This window comes from Bradyrhizobium acaciae, assembly GCF_020889785.1.
Lineage (GTDB): Bacteria > Pseudomonadota > Alphaproteobacteria > Rhizobiales > Xanthobacteraceae > Bradyrhizobium > Bradyrhizobium acaciae.
The window spans coordinates 15,617-32,178 of sequence record NZ_JACMYK010000082.1; the positions used below are offsets into that span (position 1 = coordinate 15,617).

Annotated in this window: 18 protein-coding genes; 10 read left to right on the forward strand and 8 right to left on the reverse strand. The window is 64.9% G+C overall.

Features of this window, described 5'->3' with window-relative positions; genetic code table 11:
* Positions 1 to 18 precede the first annotated feature (18 nt).
* Positions 19 to 990 (reverse strand): NAD(P)H-dependent flavin oxidoreductase, encoded by a 972-nt coding sequence (locus H8A92_RS26185; protein ID WP_229198433.1) that lies wholly within the window; start codon positions 988 to 990, stop codon positions 19 to 21.
* A 186-nt stretch (positions 991 to 1,176) separates the two neighbouring features.
* On the opposite strand from H8A92_RS26185, the gene H8A92_RS26190 reads away from it, so the two are divergent.
* Positions 1,177 to 2,064, forward strand: coding sequence for a LysR family transcriptional regulator (locus tag H8A92_RS26190; protein ID WP_229198434.1), 888 nt, complete (start codon positions 1,177 to 1,179; stop codon positions 2,062 to 2,064).
* A 10-nt stretch (positions 2,065 to 2,074) separates the two neighbouring features.
* Here H8A92_RS26190 and H8A92_RS26195 read toward each other — a convergent pair whose 3' ends face one another.
* Both H8A92_RS26195 and H8A92_RS26200 read right to left on the reverse strand, forming a co-directional pair.
* Complete coding sequence (locus H8A92_RS26195) at positions 2,075 to 3,679, reverse strand: glycoside hydrolase family 17 protein (protein WP_229198448.1); 1,605 nt, start codon at positions 3,677 to 3,679, stop codon at positions 2,075 to 2,077.
* Positions 3,680 to 3,808: 129 nt separating this feature from the next.
* Entirely contained in the window at positions 3,809 to 4,462 is a 654-nt protein-coding gene (locus tag H8A92_RS26200; RefSeq protein WP_229198449.1) for a DNA-3-methyladenine glycosylase family protein, read from the reverse strand.
* A 96-nt stretch (positions 4,463 to 4,558) separates the two neighbouring features.
* On the opposite strand from H8A92_RS26200, the gene gluQRS reads away from it, so the two are divergent.
* On the forward strand, positions 4,559 to 5,428 hold the full coding sequence (gluQRS, locus tag H8A92_RS26205) for a tRNA glutamyl-Q(34) synthetase GluQRS (protein WP_229198435.1): 870 nt from the start codon (positions 4,559 to 4,561) through the stop codon (positions 5,426 to 5,428).
* Positions 5,429 to 5,553: 125 nt separating this feature from the next.
* Positions 5,554 to 6,867: an ATP-binding protein gene (locus tag H8A92_RS26210; protein ID WP_229198436.1), complete on the forward strand. Its 1,314-nt coding sequence runs from the start codon at positions 5,554 to 5,556 to the stop codon at positions 6,865 to 6,867.
* On the opposite strand, the gene H8A92_RS26215 is transcribed toward H8A92_RS26210, so the two are convergent.
* Complete coding sequence (locus H8A92_RS26215; RefSeq protein WP_420831369.1) at positions 6,794 to 7,654, reverse strand: YihY/virulence factor BrkB family protein; 861 nt, start codon at positions 7,652 to 7,654, stop codon at positions 6,794 to 6,796. The genes H8A92_RS26210 and H8A92_RS26215 overlap by 74 nt on opposite strands.
* Before the next feature lie 166 nt (positions 7,655 to 7,820).
* Here H8A92_RS26215 and H8A92_RS26220 point away from each other — a divergent pair, with 166 nt between their 5' ends.
* The 5 genes from H8A92_RS26220 to H8A92_RS26240 all read left to right on the forward strand — a co-directional run bounded on the left by H8A92_RS26220 (position 7,821) and on the right by H8A92_RS26240 (position 11,697).
* Positions 7,821 to 8,015 carry a twin transmembrane helix small protein gene (locus H8A92_RS26220; protein ID WP_229198438.1) on the forward strand — a complete coding sequence of 65 codons (195 nt, stop codon included), beginning with the start codon at positions 7,821 to 7,823 and terminating at the stop codon, positions 8,013 to 8,015.
* Between the two features lie 163 nt (positions 8,016 to 8,178).
* Positions 8,179 to 8,751, forward strand: a complete 573-nt coding sequence (locus H8A92_RS26225) for a cob(I)yrinic acid a,c-diamide adenosyltransferase (protein WP_229198439.1) — start codon at positions 8,179 to 8,181, stop codon at positions 8,749 to 8,751.
* 117 nt (positions 8,752 to 8,868) lie between these two features.
* Complete coding sequence (locus tag H8A92_RS26230; protein WP_229182560.1) at positions 8,869 to 9,618, forward strand: electron transfer flavoprotein subunit beta/FixA family protein; 750 nt, start codon at positions 8,869 to 8,871, stop codon at positions 9,616 to 9,618.
* On the forward strand, positions 9,618 to 10,568 hold the full coding sequence (locus H8A92_RS26235; protein WP_229198440.1) for an electron transfer flavoprotein subunit alpha/FixB family protein: 951 nt from the start codon (positions 9,618 to 9,620) through the stop codon (positions 10,566 to 10,568). Before H8A92_RS26230 ends, H8A92_RS26235 begins: the two co-directional genes overlap by 1 nt.
* 247 nt (positions 10,569 to 10,815) lie before the next feature.
* Positions 10,816 to 11,697, forward strand: coding sequence for a 3-hydroxybutyryl-CoA dehydrogenase (locus H8A92_RS26240; protein WP_229198441.1), 882 nt, complete (start codon positions 10,816 to 10,818; stop codon positions 11,695 to 11,697).
* 400 nt (positions 11,698 to 12,097) lie between these two features.
* On the opposite strand, the gene H8A92_RS26245 is transcribed toward H8A92_RS26240, so the two are convergent.
* Entirely contained in the window at positions 12,098 to 13,036 is a 939-nt protein-coding gene (locus H8A92_RS26245) for a class I SAM-dependent methyltransferase (protein ID WP_229198442.1), read from the reverse strand.
* Between the two features lie 290 nt (positions 13,037 to 13,326).
* Between H8A92_RS26245 and H8A92_RS26250 the strand changes: the two genes are divergently transcribed.
* Positions 13,327 to 13,614 (forward strand): hypothetical protein, encoded by a 288-nt coding sequence (locus H8A92_RS26250; RefSeq protein WP_229198443.1) that lies wholly within the window; start codon positions 13,327 to 13,329, stop codon positions 13,612 to 13,614.
* Positions 13,615 to 13,727: 113 nt separating this feature from the next.
* On the opposite strand, the gene H8A92_RS40850 is transcribed toward H8A92_RS26250, so the two are convergent.
* The 3 genes from H8A92_RS40850 to H8A92_RS26260 are packed head-to-tail and all read right to left on the reverse strand — an operon-like array spanning position 13,728 to position 15,441.
* Positions 13,728 to 13,853 carry a hypothetical protein gene (locus H8A92_RS40850; protein ID WP_274613469.1) on the reverse strand — a complete coding sequence of 42 codons (126 nt, stop codon included), beginning with the start codon at positions 13,851 to 13,853 and terminating at the stop codon, positions 13,728 to 13,730.
* Complete coding sequence (locus H8A92_RS26255; RefSeq protein WP_229198444.1) at positions 13,850 to 15,061, reverse strand: pyridoxal phosphate-dependent aminotransferase; 1,212 nt, start codon at positions 15,059 to 15,061, stop codon at positions 13,850 to 13,852. The genes H8A92_RS40850 and H8A92_RS26255 overlap by 4 nt, the downstream gene beginning before the upstream one ends.
* The gene (locus tag H8A92_RS26260) at positions 15,058 to 15,441 is read right to left on the reverse strand and encodes a tautomerase family protein (protein ID WP_229198445.1); all 384 of its coding nucleotides are present in this window, start codon (positions 15,439 to 15,441) and stop codon (positions 15,058 to 15,060) included. Before H8A92_RS26260 ends, H8A92_RS26255 begins: the two co-directional genes overlap by 4 nt.
* Positions 15,442 to 15,546: 105 nt before the next feature.
* Between H8A92_RS26260 and H8A92_RS26265 the strand changes: the two genes are divergently transcribed.
* Positions 15,547 to 16,404, forward strand: coding sequence for a LysR family transcriptional regulator (locus tag H8A92_RS26265; RefSeq protein ID WP_229198446.1), 858 nt, complete (start codon positions 15,547 to 15,549; stop codon positions 16,402 to 16,404).
* The last annotated feature ends 158 nt before the right edge of the window (positions 16,405 to 16,562 follow it).

Here is a 16,562-nt window from a genome sequence, read left to right on the forward strand (position 1 = left end):
CCAGGCGATCGTCCAAGGTCAGGCGCTGGCCCGCAGGAAATCGTTGCGGGCCTCGGTGTACTCCGCCTTCAGCCGCGCCACCAGCTCGGCGACCGGCGGGGCGTCGACGATCTGACCGATGCCCTGGCCCGAACCCCAGATGTCGCGCCAGGCCTTGGCCTTGGTGTTGCCGCCGGAGCCGAAATTCATCTTGGTCTTGTCGGCGACCGGCAGGTTGGCCGGATCGAGGCCGGCGGCCGCGATCGACGGTCCGAGGTAGTTGCCGTGCACGCCGGTGAACAGGTTCGAATAGACGATGTCGTGCGCAGCGTATTCGGTCAGCGCCTGCTTGTACCTGATGTCGGCGTTGGCTTCCTCGGTGGCGATGAAGCGGGTGCCGACATAGGCGAGGTCGGCGCCGAGCGCGAGCGCGGATGCGATGCTCCAGCCGTCGGAGATCGCGCCCGACAGCAGGATCGTGCCCTTGAACCATTGCTTGACCTCGCGCACCAGCGCGAACGGCGACAGCGTGCCGGCATGGCCGCCGGCGCCGGCGCAAACCAGGATCAATCCGTCGACGCCCTGCTCGGCGGCCTTGCGCGCGTGCTTCACATTGATGACGTCGTGGAACACGACGCCGCCATAGGAATGCGCGGCCTCGACGATCTCGGACGGCGGGCGCAGCGAGGTGATGATCACAGGCACCTTGTGCTTCACGCAGGTTTCCATGTCGTGCATCAGCCGGTCGTTGGAGGCGTGGCAGATCTGGTTGACCGCGTAGGGCGCGACCTTCTTCTCCGGATGCAGCGCCTGGTATTCGCCGAGCTCGTTCTCGATCTGCGTCAGCCATTCGCCGAGCTTCTCGACCGGGCGGGCGTTCAGCGCCGGGAACGAGCCGATGATGCCGGCCTTGCACTGCGCGATCACGAGCTCCGGTCCCGAGACGATGAACAGCGGGGAGCCGACGACCGGCAGTTCAAGCTTGTTGGCGAGCGAAGCAGGCAGCGACATGTCTCGGATCCTCCATGGGTGGACCGCCCGGCCGGGTAGCCGGAGCGGATCGCGATGCGTTGTGATGGCTGGAGCGCCGGGCTCTCTTGCGCGGCAATATAAGGCTGGACGGCTGCGTTATGACGTTCAATATTGAACGGCAGATAGGCCAGAAATGAACGGTGGCGCGCTGGGAAGGCGAGCGGCATGGACTGGGAGCTTTGCAAGACGTTCGTCGCGGTGGCGGAGACGCGCAGCCTTGCCGGGGCGGCCCGGCGGCTGCGCATCAGCCACCCCACCGTCGGCCGCAACGTCGCGGCGCTGGAGAAGCAGCTCGGGACCCGACTGTTCGCGCGTTCCAACGATGGGTTGTCGCTGACCTCGCAAGGCCGCAAGTTCCGCGAGCACGCTGAAGCGATGGCCGCGGCGGCCCTGCGCGCGGAAGCCTCGGCGTCTGCGACCGGTGAGCAAGCCCGTGGCGTCGTGAAACTCTCGATCGGCGCGACGCTTGCCGCGCACTGGCTGATGCCGCGGCTCGGTCCGTTCCTGCGCGATCATGCCAACATCCAGCTGGAGATCATCACGCATCCGTTTCCAGCGAGCGTGCGCCGCCGCGAGGCCGACGTGGTGCTGCGGCCGGTCGATGCGGGAGACGAGAACCTGATCGGCCGCAGGATCGGACGGCTCGGCGCCGGCTTCTATGCCTCGCGCCTCTACGCGGCCGGGCGCAAGCTTCCGGAGCGGCCGGATGAATGGAAAGGCCACAGCGTGATCGGGTTTGCCGACCAGGCCTCGAATGTGCGGCTGGCGCGGTGGAGCGATGTCGTCACACGGCAGGGCACGCTGGTGATGCGTTGTTCCTCGCAGGGCGACATGCTGGCGGCGGCGCGGGCCGGGCTCGGGATTTGCGCGCTGTCCTGCCTGGTCGGAGCCGATTATCCCGATCTGGTTCGGGTCGCGCCGCAAAAGCTATCGAGCCTCTCCGATCTCTGGCTGCTCGCCCATCCCGACCTGGTCGAGCTTCCCTCGGTGCGGGCCGTCATCGGCTTCGTCACCGACTGCGCGCGCGAGGATCGCGTCAGGCTGCGCGGCTAGACCGGCAGTCTCAGGCCCGCGCCTGCCACAGCGTCCCCGCAAGCAGGACAAAGATCGCGCATGTCCACAGCGCCTGCCAGTTCTCGAGCCCTTCGTTGAGGAGCGTATAGACGGCGGCTCCGACAAAGATGCCGGCGAAGATCGATTCCGCCAGCGGGCGGCTTCCCTTCGTAGGAGGATTGAGCAGCGTCATCGCCGCAAACGGCACCGCCGCCATGGTGAGCGGCGCAAACGGGAAATCGATGAAGCGCGGATCGAACACAAGGCCGACGGCCGCCGCCGTCCCGATCACGACGGTGACGATCAGGGCCAATCCGTGCAACGTCACCAGAACCGTCTCGGTGTGGTAGCCCTTCGGCCCCAACAACTCCTGGAAACTCGGCGGTGCGCGACCCGACATCAGGGCGTTGGCGCCGAACACCGGCGAGGCGGTTGCCGCCACCAGAAGCGAGCCCCAAATAAGCCAGCCGCCCGTTCCGTAGCTTTCATAGATCATCCGCTGGGCGGCGACCCCGAACAGGATCCCGGCGGTGGTCGCCGATACTCCGACCGCAAGCCATGATGCGAATCCGGGCGTCCTCGGCTTGCGGCGCAAGGTCAGCCATGCCGCGCCGAACACCAGGATCGCCAGCGCCATTCCGCTGCCCATCTGCAATTTCCAGGACGGAAAATTGCTGATCGGCACGCCAGCCGGATATTTCAGCGTGCGTTCTTCGGAATCGAACAGGCCCCAAGATCCGCCGATGGTGCCCTCGATCTCGCGCTTCCAGCCTTCGTCATAGGCCTCGAACAGGTTGACGCGGAAATGCTCGCGGCGGGCAAGGTCGAGCACCTCCGAGACCACCCGTGCCTGATTGATGCGCGACGGCAGCGCGGACTCGCGCATCCGTCCCTCGCTCGGCCAACCGATTTCGCCGATGAAGATTTCCTTGCCCGGAAAAACCGCCGCGACCTGCCGGCGCATCTCGTCGGCGTGCGCGGCGGCGTGTTCCGCTGCGATCGGAATATTCTCCCAGTACGGCAGGATGTGAATCGTGACGAAGTCGACGACGTCGGCCAACTCGCGGTTGCTCAGCCAGAACTCCCAGACGTCGGCATAGGTGACGGGGATCGAGACCTGCGCCTTGATCGAGCGGATCAGGGCGGCGAGATCGGACGCCGACATTTCCTTGCGCAACAGGACTTCGTTGCCGACCACGAGCGCGATGATCGTGTCCGGGTATTCCTTGGCGAGGCGAATCGCCGTTTCAACCTGCGTCGCGTTTTTCTTGCGGTCCCGGTCGAGAAAAATGCCCTGGATGACTTTCAGTCCCGCCTTGGCCGCGAGTCCGGGAATCTGATCGAGACCGAGATCGGTCGCGTAGGTCCGGATGCAGTGGGAGATCTTCGCAAGCTGGGCGAGATCTTCCGCGATCTGGTCCGGCGAGACCTGCGTTTCCGGCGAAAGTGATGTCTGATTGTTTCGGAACGGGGCGTAGGAGATGCACTGAACCTTATCGTTCGGATCGATCGGTGCGCGCACCAGGTTGACCGGGATGCCCAGCCACCACCAGACCGCAGCGACGGCGCCGAGCGATATCGAGAGCAGCGCAAGCGGGATGCGAAGGGAAACCAGGTCAGTCCTCCTTGCAGGAAGGATGTGCTGGGCGTGCTAAATGGGCGGGGCCGGCAAATTGAATAAGTATCTCCACGCTGATGCTATATCACGCGATCATACCATTGGTGCGTTTTTCTTGACGACACCCTACTTCGCACCGGCGATCACACCCTCGCGATTCTTGAGCACGCGGTAATAGGCCCACCACAGATGGGCGGCGGCGCCGCGCAATGGGCGCCAGGGCTCGGCAAGCGGCGCCATCTGCTTCGGCGTCGGCCGCTCCTTCAGCCCGAGCCCGACCTTGACCGCCTCCTGCACGGCGAGATCGCCCGCCGGCCAGGCATCGCCATGGCCGAGGCAGAACAGCAGATAGACGTCGGCGGTCCACGGGCCGATTCCGGGCAGCGCGATCAGCGTATTGTGCGCGGCATCGGCCTCCTCGTTGGCGAGCACGTCGAGGTTCAGCCGCTCCTCGGCGAGCTCGCGCGCGATGTGCTTCAGCGTCTTGATCTTGGCCGCCGACAGCCCGAGCCGGCCGAGCCGGTCGGCGCGCGCCTTGCGGATCGCTTCATGGTGGAACGGATCGAACGCCTTGCTGACGCGTCCCCAGATCGCCGCAGCACTCGCGGTCGAGAGCTGCTGGCCGCAGATGATCGCGGCAAGCCCCGCAAAACCGGGCTCACGCTGCCGGATCGCCGGCATCCCGGTCGATTCGAGGATCGGACGCAGGCGCCGATCCTGGTCGACCAGCTTCTGGACCGCTTCGTCGAGGTCGGCCTGGGTTTCGAGATGAATCAGCATTGCGGGATCGGCTTCGGCATGTGTCATGCGCGGGCTTGACCCGCGCATCCATCTCCTATCGTAACAGAGTCTTGTCCAGTCGCGCGATCAAACGCCATGCCATCCGTCTTCCGTTTCGCACCAAGCCCCAACGGCCACCTGCATCTCGGCCACGCCTATTCCGCGCTGCTCAACCACGATTTGGCGCGTGACGCGGGCGGACGCTTGCTGCTGCGGATCGAGGACATCGACGCGACGCGCTGCCGACCTGAATTCGAGCGGGCGATCTATGAGGATCTCGCCTGGCTTGGGATCACCTGGGAGACCCCGGTGCGGCGGCAGTCGGAGCATTTTGCCGCCTATGGCGCAGCGATCGACCGCCTGTCGGCGCAGGGGCTGGTCTATCCGAGTTTCGAGAGCCGCGCCGACATCGCGCGGCTGGTCAGGGAACGCGAGGCCGGCGGCGCGTGGCCGCGCGATCCCGACGGCGCGCCGCTTTATCCGGGGACGGCCAAATCGTTGTCGGCCGAGGCGCGCGACCGGCTGATCGGGCAGGGTGCGCCGTTCACGCTGCGGCTCGATATGGCCGCAGCCTGCGGCCGCGCGGGCGGCTTGCGCTGGCACGAAACGGGTGAGGGGCCGGCCGGCGAGAGCGGAGACGTCGCAGCCCGGCCGGAGGCTTGGGGCGACGTGGTCCTGGCGCGCAAGGAGACCCCAACCAGCTACCATCTCTCGGTCGTGATCGACGACGCGCTGCAAGGCGTCACGGATGTGGTCAGGGGCGTTGACCTATTCTGGTCGACCAGCGTGCATCGTCTGTTGCAGGAGCTGCTTGGCTTGCCAGTGCCGGCCTACCGGCACCACCGCCTGATCCGCGACGCAGCCGGCCAGAAACTGTCGAAATCGACCCAGGCGACCGGACTGCGCGAGTTACGCGCGGAGGGCGCAAGCCCGGCTGACGTCCGCCGCCTGGTCGGTTTGCGGTAGATCCCCGGGCGAATTCGATCGCGGTTACCATCATGGCGCGTCGTGGCGGCAGGCCGCAAACGCCGCCGTGACTCCGGCACGTCTGGCATGCCATGTTGTCGTCCGGGGCGGGGATCACTGAGACCATGGCGTCAAAATCGCGCGTACGGCGCAGCAAGCGGCCATCCAAAAGGCTGCCGCCGAAGACACGCGCCGCCAAACCACGCACTGCCAAAACACGCGCCGCCAAGGTGGCAGCCAAGCCGCGCCGCAAACGGCCGGTGCGAAAGGCCTCCGCGAAGGCCGCGGCCGGCATGGTCGAGACGGCGCTCGCCGCCTTTGCCCATGAGGTGCGGACGCCGCTGACCGGAATCCTCGCGATCAGCAATCTGCTCGCGACGTCGGATCTCGGCGAGCGCGAGCGGCGCTGGGTCGACACCATCAAGGCCGGCGCCGAGCATCTGGCCAGCCTTGCGACCCTGTTCGTCGATGCGGCCCGCAGCGAGGGACCGGGGCTCGAGATCCGGCAGGAATTCTTCGACCTGCGCACGCTGGCACGCCAGGCCGCGGATTCGCTGGCCGGCCGCGCGGCGGCCAAGGGATTGCAGGCCTCGGTCGAGGTCTCCGACAGACTGCCTACCTTCGCGATTGGCGATCCCGTCCGCCTGCGCGCGGCGTTGGAGAACCTGATCGACAACGCCGTCAAGTTCACCGCGCAGGGCTGCATCGAGCTCAATGTCGCGCCGGTGCGCGCGGCCAAGGCCAAGAACGGTGGCAAAACCGGTGGCAAGATCGGCGTTGCCTTTGTGATCTCCGACAGCGGCATTGGCCTGACGCTATCCGAGGTCAAGCGCCTGTTCCGGCCATTCTCGCAGGCCAATGTCTCGATCGCCGCACGGTTCGGCGGCGCCGGGCTCGGCCTGTCTTCGGTCCGGCAGCTCGCGCGCGCCATGGGCGGGGACGTCGTCGCGGCGCAGCGCGTGGGCGGCGGGACCGTCTTCACGCTTAACGTGGTGCTGGCGCCGGCCGAAGGGCGGACCGGCGCCACGTCGAGCGAAGGTACCGCGGCGCATGCAGCGCAGGGATTGCGGCTGCTGAGCGTCGAGGACAACCCGTTCGGCCGCGTCGTGCTCAATACGATCCTGACCGAACTTGGTCATTACGCCGAATTCGTCGGTCAGGGCGAGGCCGCACCGGATAAGCTCGGACAGGGCGCCTTCGACGCCGTGCTGATGGACATGGTGCTGCCCGGCATCGGCGGTGTCGAAACGATCAGGCGCATCCGCGCGCTGCCGCCGCCGCACGGCCGTATCGTGATCGTCGGGATTTCCGGCCGTGCCGAGGACGAAGCCGCCGCGCGCGCCGCCGGCGCCGACGCCTTCCTGGTCAAGCCTGTTTCTCCGCGGGCACTCGCAACTGCGCTGCATGAAGCGACACGCCGTGCGGCAGCCGCGACTTGATGATCGCCGCGTTCAATTCGCCGCCGAACACGAAGATCGCGGCGATGAAATACAGGAACACCAGCGCGATGATCACCGAGGCGAGCCCCGCATACATCGTCACGTAGTTGTTGGCGAAGCGCGCCAGGTACATGCCGAAGCCGATGCCCGAGATCAGCGACGCCACCACGGTGAAGATGATGCCGGGCAGGATCTGCGTGAAGCTGCGGCGGCCCGCCGGCAGCCAGGCATGCAGGATGAACAGCGCGACGACCAGCGCCAGGATCGTGATGCCGTAACGGGCGGTGTTGAGCAGGCTCTCGTTGGATTCGACGAAGAACGGAATATAGCGCCGCGCTGCCTCGATGATCAGCGGCCCGAGCACGATAAGGAAAGCCATCGCGAGCGAGGTGAACGCCGCGACCAGCGTGTAGCCGATCGATTCCAGCCGCAGCCAGTACCAGCGCCGCGGTTCGATCACGGCGTAGGCGCGGTTGAGTGCCACCCGCAGCGCCTCGACGCCGTTGGAGGCGAAATAGACCGCGAGCACCGCGCCGATGGTCAGGATGTCGCCGCGGGTGTTGGTCAGCACGTCGTGGATCTGGCCGGACAATGCCCCGGCGACCTGATCCGGCCAGACCTGCAGCAACAGCCCGACCGCCTGGTCGGCGAGCTGCTTGGAGCCGAAGAAGCCGGCCACCGATGTCAGCACGATCAGGAACGGAAACAGCGCCATCAGGGTCGACAGCGCGATGTGGCTCGCGATCGCCCAGCCGTCGTCGGCGAGGAACGTGTAAAAGGCATCCATCACGACGTGGGTGACGTAACGAAGCTGCTTCACATTCCACCCGGCATTGTCGAAAACCGCTCGGTCCGAGGACGGACCCAGCATCTGATATTACGCATTGAAAAGCCAGTTGGTTGCATGGCGGAGCTGTGTGGAAGTCCGCGTCCTGCGGTGTTATGTACCGCAGATGACATCCGTCCTCAGCATGATCGTTCTTCCCATCGCCGTCGGCGCCGTCGCGCTGGTACTCCTGCTCGGCCTCATCAACATGATGAAGGGCGGCTCGCCGAACACGTCGCAGAAGCTGATGCGGCTGCGTGTGCTGCTGCAGTTCGTCGCCATCGTCATCGCGATGCTCTCGGTGTGGGCGATGGGGCGGTAGCTGAGGTACACTTTTCACCTCTCCCATGGGGAGAGGTCGGATCGCCTCGGCGATCCGGGTGAGGGGTTCAGGTTCACCGATAGACTGTGACCCCTCCACCCGCTCGCAAGATGCTCGCGACCTCTCCCTTTGGGAGAGGTGGACTCGAACACCGGAGCTAGCCATGGTCGTTCTCAATCGGATCTACACGCGCACCGGCGATGACGGCACCACTGCGCTCGGCTCCGGCGAGCGGCGGCCGAAATACGATCTGCGGGTTGCCGCCTATGGCACCGTCGACGAGACCAATGCCGCGATCGGCGTGGTGCGGCTGCACCTCGCAGATAGCCCTGAGGTCGATGCGATGCTCGGCCGGATCCAGAACGATCTGTTCGATCTTGGCGCCGACCTTGCGGTGCCCGAGCGCGAGGGCAAGGCGGAGCGCCTGCGGGTGCTGGCAAGCCAGGTCGAAGGGCTCGAGCGCGACATCGACGGCCTGAACGACCAGCTTGCGCCGCTGACCTCGTTCGTGCTGCCCGGCGGGACGCCCGCATCTGCATATCTGCATCTCGCCCGGACGATATGTCGCCGCGCGGAACGGATGATGGTGGAACTCGCCGCCCGGCCCGACGAGCCCGTCAATGCCGCTGGCATCCAGTATATGAACCGCCTGTCGGATTTCCTGTTCGTTGCCAGCCGCTTCCAGAATAATAAGGGGGCGGGAGACGTGTTGTGGGTGCCGGGTCAAAACCGCTAAACTGGTTCAAAACCGGGTGACGGTTTTTTGGCTTTGGCGCGTTGACCGGGGGAAACGGGACCTTTAGGTTCCGCGCCAGCCAACCGAAACCCATAAAATCAAAGCGAAAGAGGATCGATGAAGGTTCTTGTGCCGGTAAAGCGGGTCGTCGACTACAACGTCAAGGTCCGCGTCAAGAGCGACGGGACGGGCGTGGAGCTCGCCAACGTCAAGATGTCGATGAACCCGTTCGACGAGATCGCCGTCGAGGAAGCGCTGCGGCTGAAGGAAGCCGGCAAGGCGACCGAAGTGGTGGTGGTGTCGATCGGACCGGCGCAGGCCTCCGAGACCATCCGCACCGCGCTTGCGATGGGCGCCGACCGCGGCATCCTGGTCAAGGCCGAAGGCAATGTCGAACCGCTCGCCGTCGCCAAGATCCTGAAGGCGGTGGTCGACGCGGAGCAGCCCGGTCTCGTCATTCTCGGCAAGCAGGCGATCGACGACGATTCGAACCAGACCGGCCAGATGCTGGCCGCGCTGCTCGGCTGGTCGCAGGCGACCTTCGCCTCGAAGCTCGAGGTCGAAGGAAGTGACTTCAAGGTCACGCGCGAAGTCGACGGTGGCCTGCAGACCATCAAGCTGAAGGGCCCGGCGATCGTCACCACCGACCTCCGCCTCAACGAGCCGCGCTATGCATCGCTGCCCAACATCATGAAGGCGAAGAAGAAGCCGATCGACGACAAGAGCGTCGCCGACTACGGCGTCGATGTGACGCCGCGTCTGGAAGTGCTGAAGACCGCGGAACCGGCAGGCCGCAAGGCGGGCGTCAAGGTCAAGGACGTCGCCGAACTCGTGAACAAGCTCAAGACCGAAGCCGGGGTTCTCTGATGACGACGCTGTTGATTGCCGAACACGACCACGAGACCCTGAAGGACTCGACCAACAAGGCGCTGACCGCGGCGAGCCAGCTCGGCGGCGACGTGCATGTGCTGGTCGCCGGTGGCGGCCAGGGCACCAAGGCGGCGGCGGAAGCCGCCGCCAAGCTTGCCGGCGTCACCAAGGTGCTGGTTGCCGAAGGCCCCGCCTATGAGCACGACCTCGCCGAGCCGCTGGCTGCGCTGATCGTCGCGCTGGCGCCGAACTATGATGCCTTCGTCGCGCCCGCGACCTCGCGCTTCAAGAACGTGATGCCGCGCGTCGCCGCGCTGCTCGACGTCATGCAGGTCTCCGAGATCGTCAAGGTCGTCGCGCCCGACACGTTCGAGCGGCCGATCTATGCCGGCAACGCGATCCAGACCGTGAAGTCGAAGGACGCCAAGAAGGTGATCACGGTCCGCACCTCGACCTTCGCCGCCGCCGGCGAAGGCGGCAGCGCGGCGATCGAGAACGCCGCATCGGCCGCCGATCCGGGCCTGTCGTCGTTCGTCGGCGAGGAAGTCGCCAAGAGCGACCGTCCGGAACTGACCTCGGCCAAGATCATCGTCTCGGGTGGCCGCGCCATGCAGAGCCGCGAGAACTTCGCCAAGTACATCGAGCCGCTGGCCGACAAGCTCGGCGCCGGCGTCGGCGCCTCGCGCGCCGCGGTCGATGCCGGCTATGCTCCGAACGACTGGCAGGTCGGCCAGACCGGCAAGGTGGTGGCCCCGGAACTCTATGTCGCGGTCGGCATCTCCGGCGCGATCCAGCACCTGGCCGGCATGAAGGACTCCAAGGTGATCGTCGCCATCAACAAGGATGAAGACGCGCCGATCTTCCAGGTCGCCGATTACGGCCTGGTCGCCGACCTCTACCAGGCGGTTCCAGAGCTCACCGAAGCGCTCGGCAAGCTCGGAAAGTAAGCGACAAGACACCGGCTGGATAGGTAAGCTCCAGCCGGTGTTACTATTTTCGAGGCAATGATCCGGAAACGTTTTTCCGAAAGGATCATGCTCGTTAGGGGAGATGGGATCGGGGTGTGATGACCTGTCATCACATCATGGTCCCGGGAAACGTTTTCCGGCGGATTGGGCAACCCGGAAGGCTTCACTTCGGGTATCGTTGGAATTGGGCAGGCGCGACATGCGCGCCGTTCCGGTGGATGACAAGATGACGGTGGCAATCAAAAAGGTCGGCGTGATCGGTTCGGGCCAGATGGGCAATGGCATTGCCCATGTGGCGGCGCTGGCCGGTTTCGACGTGGTGCTCAATGACGTGTCCGGCGACCGGCTGAAGTCGGCGCTGGCGACCATCAACGGCAATCTGACCCGCCAGGTCGCCAAGAAGGCGATCAGCGAAAGCGAGCGCAAGCAGGCACTCGACCGCATCGCCTCTGCTGAGTCGATCGATGCGCTGGCCGATTGCGATCTGGTGATCGAGACCGCGGTCGAGAAGGAAGAGACCAAGCGCAAGATCTTCCACGACGTCTGCACGGTGCTGAAGCCGGAAGCGATCGTCGCGACCAACTCGTCGTCGATCTCGATCACAAGGCTCGCCGCCTCGACCGACCGCCCGGAGAAGTTCATCGGCATTCACTTCATGAATCCGGTGCCGGCGATGGAGCTCGTCGAACTGATCCGCGGCATCGCCACCGACGACACGACCTTCGACACTGCCAAGGCGTTCGTGGCCAAGCTCGGCAAGCAGGTCGCGGTCTCGGAAGATTTCCCCGCCTTCATCGTCAACCGCATCCTGCTGCCGATGATCAACGAGGCGATCTACACGCTGTATGAAGGCGTCGGTAACGTCGAGGCGATCGATGCCGCGATGAAGCTCGGCGCGCACCATCCGATGGGCCCGCTCGAGCTCGCCGATTTCATCGGCCTCGACACCTGCCTGTCGATCATGCAGGTGCTGCATGAGGGGCTGGCCGACTCCAAGTACCGGCCGTGTCCGCTGCTGGTGAAGTATGTCGAAGCCGGTTGGCTCGGACGCAAGAGCCAGCGCGGCTTCTACGACTATCGCGGCGACAAGCCGATCCCGACGCGATAATCGTACGAGATTCTGCAGCTGACAGGTCCACGTCGTCTTGGCCGGGACAGGCCGGGCGAACCATGGAATGTGGGCTGCCATATGTGACAGCCTGCCTCCGCGGCGGCGCGCTGCCAAAATATCGAAAACAACCCCATGCAAAGGAGCCGGCGGCGTGCCGGCTTGACACGTCGGGCAAATCAGCGGCACTATTCTATTATTCAGAAATAGTGCGGCGCGCCTCACCCCGCGGGCTACGGAACGTGGCCGTAGCGGGAGAGGGAGTATTTGCGGCTTTAGTCACTGGGGCGCGTACTCATAACGCCAGCGGTCCGATGTCCGCTTCCGGAGAATAAGCGGATATCGCGGATCCACGTTGAAATCGGTCGAGAATGACCCGAAACCGACATCAGTGCTCTGCTCAACGGCGTTCGCCAACGCGCTCTCCCGCACCCACGCGCGCCAGTGCTATGTGCAAGCCGGCAGAAGGCTGTCGGAGCGTCGTGTTTGCTCCCTGGTAGCGTCCCCAAATTGCCTTTCCGTCCAGATCTTCAACCAGCTCAAGCCCGACACCGGCGAGATCGTTCCCAATTTCATCGGGATTGAATCCTGAAATCCAAGGTTCGCCGATTTGCGCTACCGCCCTGGCATTCTCGCGGTGGGGTGATCGCGATGCGTCCGGGGCGAACTCGGCTTGGTCGACGTAAGTGAACACAAGTTCGCTCCCCGGAGCTCCGCAGGTTGCCACTGCACGCAAGGTTGCCAGATTGGCGTCGCGCGTCAGGTACACCGTCACGCCGAGCCACGAGAAGAATGCTTTCTCGCCCATACGGAACGGAGAGCGAGCCAAAACTGACACCAGATCCTCATTTGCGAGATCGGCGGCGATGAAATGCACGGACGGCGGAAGCGACATGCCGCATTGCTGAATGCGTTGGATCTTCATGGTCTGCGTCGCCGGATGGTCTATTTCGAAGATCGTCAGCGCGTCGGAAAAAGCGGGACGGCGAAGCGAGAAGCTGTCCAATCCGGCGCCGATCAGGACATACTGACTTATGCCCCTTGTTGTCGCGTCCCGCAGCGCATCCTCTGCATAGCGCGAGCGGATCACCACTCCAGGAAAGGCTGTGTTGTTCAGCAGGAACTCGTCCAGCACTGTAGCGGGAGTCCGCAAGGCGCGGGCACGTGTGTCCGAATCCATGCGGGCCAATATCCGCTCAGTCATCCTTTCGCGTTCGGATTCGAAAACGAGTCGATCGCCCCAGGGGTCGTCCAGAAGAGGAAACGGGTCGGAGCGCGAATGCAGCGCTCTCATGAGCGACGCCACCAGTGCGGTGCGGCTGGGCAATGACTCGATCATCGCGATTCCCCTTGGGACGGCCTGCCTATGCCGCTGCGGATTAGGGCACGGCGTGGGCGATCTGTCACGTACGGGGCTTCTGAAGTAACGCGATTTGCTGTGCGGCGTAAGTCCGAAAATGGCCCTTCGCGACCAAAGCACCCGAGAGCCCGCTGTGGGGTACATACCGGACCTTACTGAGATCGGGCCTAACTGTCGCACTTTGACCCAAAGCGGATGTCGGGTCGGTCGTGCCTAATTTTTCGTGCCCCAATCAGAAATGCTTAGTGTCTCTGTGGTAATCCAGCTGCATGAATTGGCTCGCACTTCTGCTCTTTGTCGGCCCGTTTGTGTACTTCCTCCTTCGTGCCAAGCGTAGCCACGAACGATCGTTGGAACTTAAGCCAACGGGGATATACCGCTCTCCGCTGGCCTATGCGTGGATTGCAATTCTCTTGGCAATCCTCGTACTTATGTTCGGCTCACCGTACTTGCCTCACCATCGTTGGGCCCTCATTGCGTATCTTGCCGCGTGGGTCGTCGTGCTTGTCGCGGCCTTCTTCGTGCGGCGCGCCCTGAAATGGCGCTACCCGATCTGAGACGACTTCTGCTCGTGGCCCCAATACCGACACGCCGTGGTCACCCGGCGATGTCCGGTTTTAGGGAGGTAGAGCCGGCATGGCGGATTTATGAGTACGCGCCCGAGTTCTCTTCAGGTCAGTGCCCGCAGCAGCGCCAGCGTCGCGGGCACGAGGCTGACGATGACAGTCACGCCCGTTCCAAGTCCGAGCAGATGCGCTGTTAGCGCCAGGCGCCGGCTCTGTGCGTGAGGCGTCATTGCAGGGCGTCGCAGGCGCGCTTCAATCGCCTTGCGGCCTCCTCGATGGTCGCCGGCGGGTTGGCGAAGCTGACGCGGATATAGGGCGACAGCCCGAGATCCTCGCCGGGAAACACCACCACGTCGGCCTGCTCGAGCAAGTAGGCGGAGAAATCGCGGTCGGTCGCGATCACCTTGCCGTCGGGCGCACGCTTGCCGATCACGCCGGCGCAATTGACCAGCAGATAGAACGTGCCTTCCGGCGGCACGCAGGACAGCCCGGCGCATTCATTCAGCAGTTCGGCAAAGCGATCGCGCCGCGCGCGAAGGATGGCGGCGCGTTCCGTCAGCACATCCTGCGCACCATCGAGCGCGGCGACCGCGGCGGCCTGGCTGATCGACGATGCACCCGACGTGGTCTGCGACTGGATCGCGATCATCGCGCGGATCAGCGCCGCTGGTCCGGCGGCATAGCCGATCCGCCATCCCATCATGGCGTAGCTCTTGGCGAGGCCGCTGACGGTCAATGTCCGCGGCTTCAGGCGCGGCTCGATCTCCGCAAGCGTCGGCGCATGCGTGCCGTTGAAGACGATGTGCTCGTAGAGCCCGTCGGCAAGTACCCAGATGTCCGGATGCCGCAACAGGACCGCGGCGATCTCGGACAGACCTTCACGCGAATACAACGCACCGGACGGATTGACCGGATTGTTGAGCACTATCCAGCGCGTTCGCGGCGATATCGCTGTCTGCAAATCCTCCGCGCGCAGCTTGAAGCCGTTGTTCTGTGCGCACGGCACGACCACGGGCGTGCCGCCCGCCAGCCGCACCTGATCGAGATACGGCGCCCAATAGGGGGCGGGGATGATCGCCTCGTCGCCAGGCGCCAACGTTGCCAGCAGTGCATTGAACAGCGCCTGCGTCGAGCCGTTGGTGATGACGATCTCGTCCAGCCGATAGTCGAGATGATGGTCGCGCAGCAGCGCGGCCCGCACCGCCCGCTTCAGCTCCGGCGTGCCGTCGACATCGGTGTAGCGGGTTTTGCCGCGCAAGGCCGCGTCATGCGCCGCGGCGATCACATGATCCGGTGTCGGGAAGTCCAGATTGCCCGACGACAGCTCGATGATATCGCGCCCGGCGGCGCGCAGTTCGCGGGCCCGGCGGCGCAGCACCGAGGCGGGCGATGCCTTGATGCCGCGCATGCGCGGCGAGAGGATCGTTGTGGCGGTCATCGGACGTACTGCGCCTCACCGTTGCCGAACGACCAGTTCTCGGGGAGCACCTCGACGAGGTTGATGAAGATGTCTTCAGTGCGCAGGCCCGGGCCCTCCGTCAGCAGTTCGGCGATCCGGCGATAGAGTGCCTGCTTCTGCGCCACCGGGCGGGTGTTGCTGACGGTGATCTGAATGATGACCAGATCATCGCTGCGCCTGATACCGATGTAGTCCGCGCCATAGATGAAATCGTTCTCATCGTGCTCGGAGACCGTCATGAAGCGATCGCCTTCCGGCACATCGAAGGTCTCGCGCATGGCGCGATAAAGGCTGTCGAGAATGGCCTTGCGGTAGGCGGCGGGCTTGCCCCGCCGCAGCGAGACACGGGTCAAGGGCATGATGGCGGCTCTCCTGGCGATCGTTGCGTTCAGCCGATCCTAGGGGCTCGTTGATCATTGAAAAACGGTATGATACCGTATTTCAATGATTACCAATTTAAATGAATGGCCATGAAGGCACTCGACGTCGAGGCGGTGCAGGCCTTTGTCTTGGTTGCCGACCTCAGCAGCTTCACACGTGCGGCGCAGGTCATGGAGACCACGCAGTCGGCGGTCAGTTTGAAGATCAGGCGGCTGGAAGACGGGCTCGGCCGGCGGCTGCTGGAGCGCACGCCGCGGCTGGTCCGGCTGTCCGCCGAAGGTGCGGCCTTTCTCGGTGCGGCGCGTAATCTGGTTGCCGCGCATCAATCGGCGATCGGGTCGTTTGCGGTCGAGCATCGGCGGTTGGTCGTCGGCATCAGCCACCACATCGTCGGAACGGAGCTGGCCTCGCTGTTGAAGCGGATGAACGCCACCGATCCCGGCCTGGTGATCCAGTTGCACGTCGACACGTCGCGCGCGGTGCTCAGCGCATTCGACGACGGCAAGCTCGATGCTGCAATCGCGCTACGCCACGACGCCAAGCGCCGCGATGGCGACGTGCTGTTCGACGAACCCTTTGGCTGGATGGCGACGCCCGATTTTCACCATCGGCCGGGCGAGCCGTTGCGGCTCGCCACGCAGGCCGAGCCGTGCAGCGTGCGCGCCATGGCCGTCGAAGTTCTCGACGGCGCCGGTATCGCCTGGACCGAGGCGTTCGTCGGTGGCGGGCTTGCGACGATCGGGGCCGCGATCTCCGCAGGGCTCGCGGTCGCCGCGTTGGCGCGCCGGGTGGCACCGGCAGATACCGTCGATCTCGGGCCCCGGCTTGGCCTGCCGCCATTGCCGTCGCGCGACGTCATGCTGCACTCGAAGCTGTCGGACGCGCGGACGCGGCAGGCGCTGCGCACCCTCGGCGCAGCCTTCGCGGCGAACGCGGCCTGAGCGGCTACTCATTCAGTCAGCCGGCATCCCGCGCGCTTGAGCATGTCGCGGACGATCAGCGGCGTTGCCGGTGTCTCGGTCGCGGCGGTGGCAGCCGCGCTTGCGATCGCGTCGCGGGCCTGCTGGGCGTCGAGCGTCAGCTGCCGGGTGCAGGGCGG

What these genes read in the sequence shown, in the direction of transcription:
- H8A92_RS26250 (WP_229198443.1), top strand. Translation starts at nt 13,327, where the DNA reads ATGAATTGGCTCGCACTTCTGCTCTTTGTCGGCCCGTTTGTGTACTTC.
- H8A92_RS26255 (WP_229198444.1), bottom strand. Translation starts at nt 15,061, where the DNA reads ATGACCGCCACAACGATCCTCTCGCCGCGCATGCGCGGCATCAAGGCA.
- H8A92_RS26185 (WP_229198433.1), bottom strand. Translation starts at nt 990, where the DNA reads ATGTCGCTGCCTGCTTCGCTCGCCAACAAGCTTGAACTGCCGGTCGTC.
- gluQRS (WP_229198435.1), top strand. Translation starts at nt 4,559, where the DNA reads ATGCCATCCGTCTTCCGTTTCGCACCAAGCCCCAACGGCCACCTGCAT.
- H8A92_RS26225 (WP_229198439.1), top strand. Translation starts at nt 8,179, where the DNA reads ATGGTCGTTCTCAATCGGATCTACACGCGCACCGGCGATGACGGCACC.
- H8A92_RS26240 (WP_229198441.1), top strand. Translation starts at nt 10,816, where the DNA reads ATGACGGTGGCAATCAAAAAGGTCGGCGTGATCGGTTCGGGCCAGATG.
- H8A92_RS26210 (WP_229198436.1), top strand. Translation starts at nt 5,554, where the DNA reads ATGGCGTCAAAATCGCGCGTACGGCGCAGCAAGCGGCCATCCAAAAGG.
- H8A92_RS26215 (WP_420831369.1), bottom strand. Translation starts at nt 7,654, where the DNA reads ATGGATGCCTTTTACACGTTCCTCGCCGACGACGGCTGGGCGATCGCG.
- H8A92_RS26235 (WP_229198440.1), top strand. Translation starts at nt 9,618, where the DNA reads ATGACGACGCTGTTGATTGCCGAACACGACCACGAGACCCTGAAGGAC.
- H8A92_RS26245 (WP_229198442.1), bottom strand. Translation starts at nt 13,036, where the DNA reads ATGATCGAGTCATTGCCCAGCCGCACCGCACTGGTGGCGTCGCTCATG.
- H8A92_RS26190 (WP_229198434.1), top strand. Translation starts at nt 1,177, where the DNA reads ATGGACTGGGAGCTTTGCAAGACGTTCGTCGCGGTGGCGGAGACGCGC.
- H8A92_RS26260 (WP_229198445.1), bottom strand. Translation starts at nt 15,441, where the DNA reads ATGCCCTTGACCCGTGTCTCGCTGCGGCGGGGCAAGCCCGCCGCCTAC.
- H8A92_RS40850 (WP_274613469.1), bottom strand. Translation starts at nt 13,853, where the DNA reads ATGACGCCTCACGCACAGAGCCGGCGCCTGGCGCTAACAGCGCATCTG.
- H8A92_RS26230 (WP_229182560.1), top strand. Translation starts at nt 8,869, where the DNA reads ATGAAGGTTCTTGTGCCGGTAAAGCGGGTCGTCGACTACAACGTCAAG.
- H8A92_RS26200 (WP_229198449.1), bottom strand. Translation starts at nt 4,462, where the DNA reads ATGCTGATTCATCTCGAAACCCAGGCCGACCTCGACGAAGCGGTCCAG.
- H8A92_RS26265 (WP_229198446.1), top strand. Translation starts at nt 15,547, where the DNA reads ATGGCCATGAAGGCACTCGACGTCGAGGCGGTGCAGGCCTTTGTCTTG.
- H8A92_RS26220 (WP_229198438.1), top strand. Translation starts at nt 7,821, where the DNA reads ATGACATCCGTCCTCAGCATGATCGTTCTTCCCATCGCCGTCGGCGCC.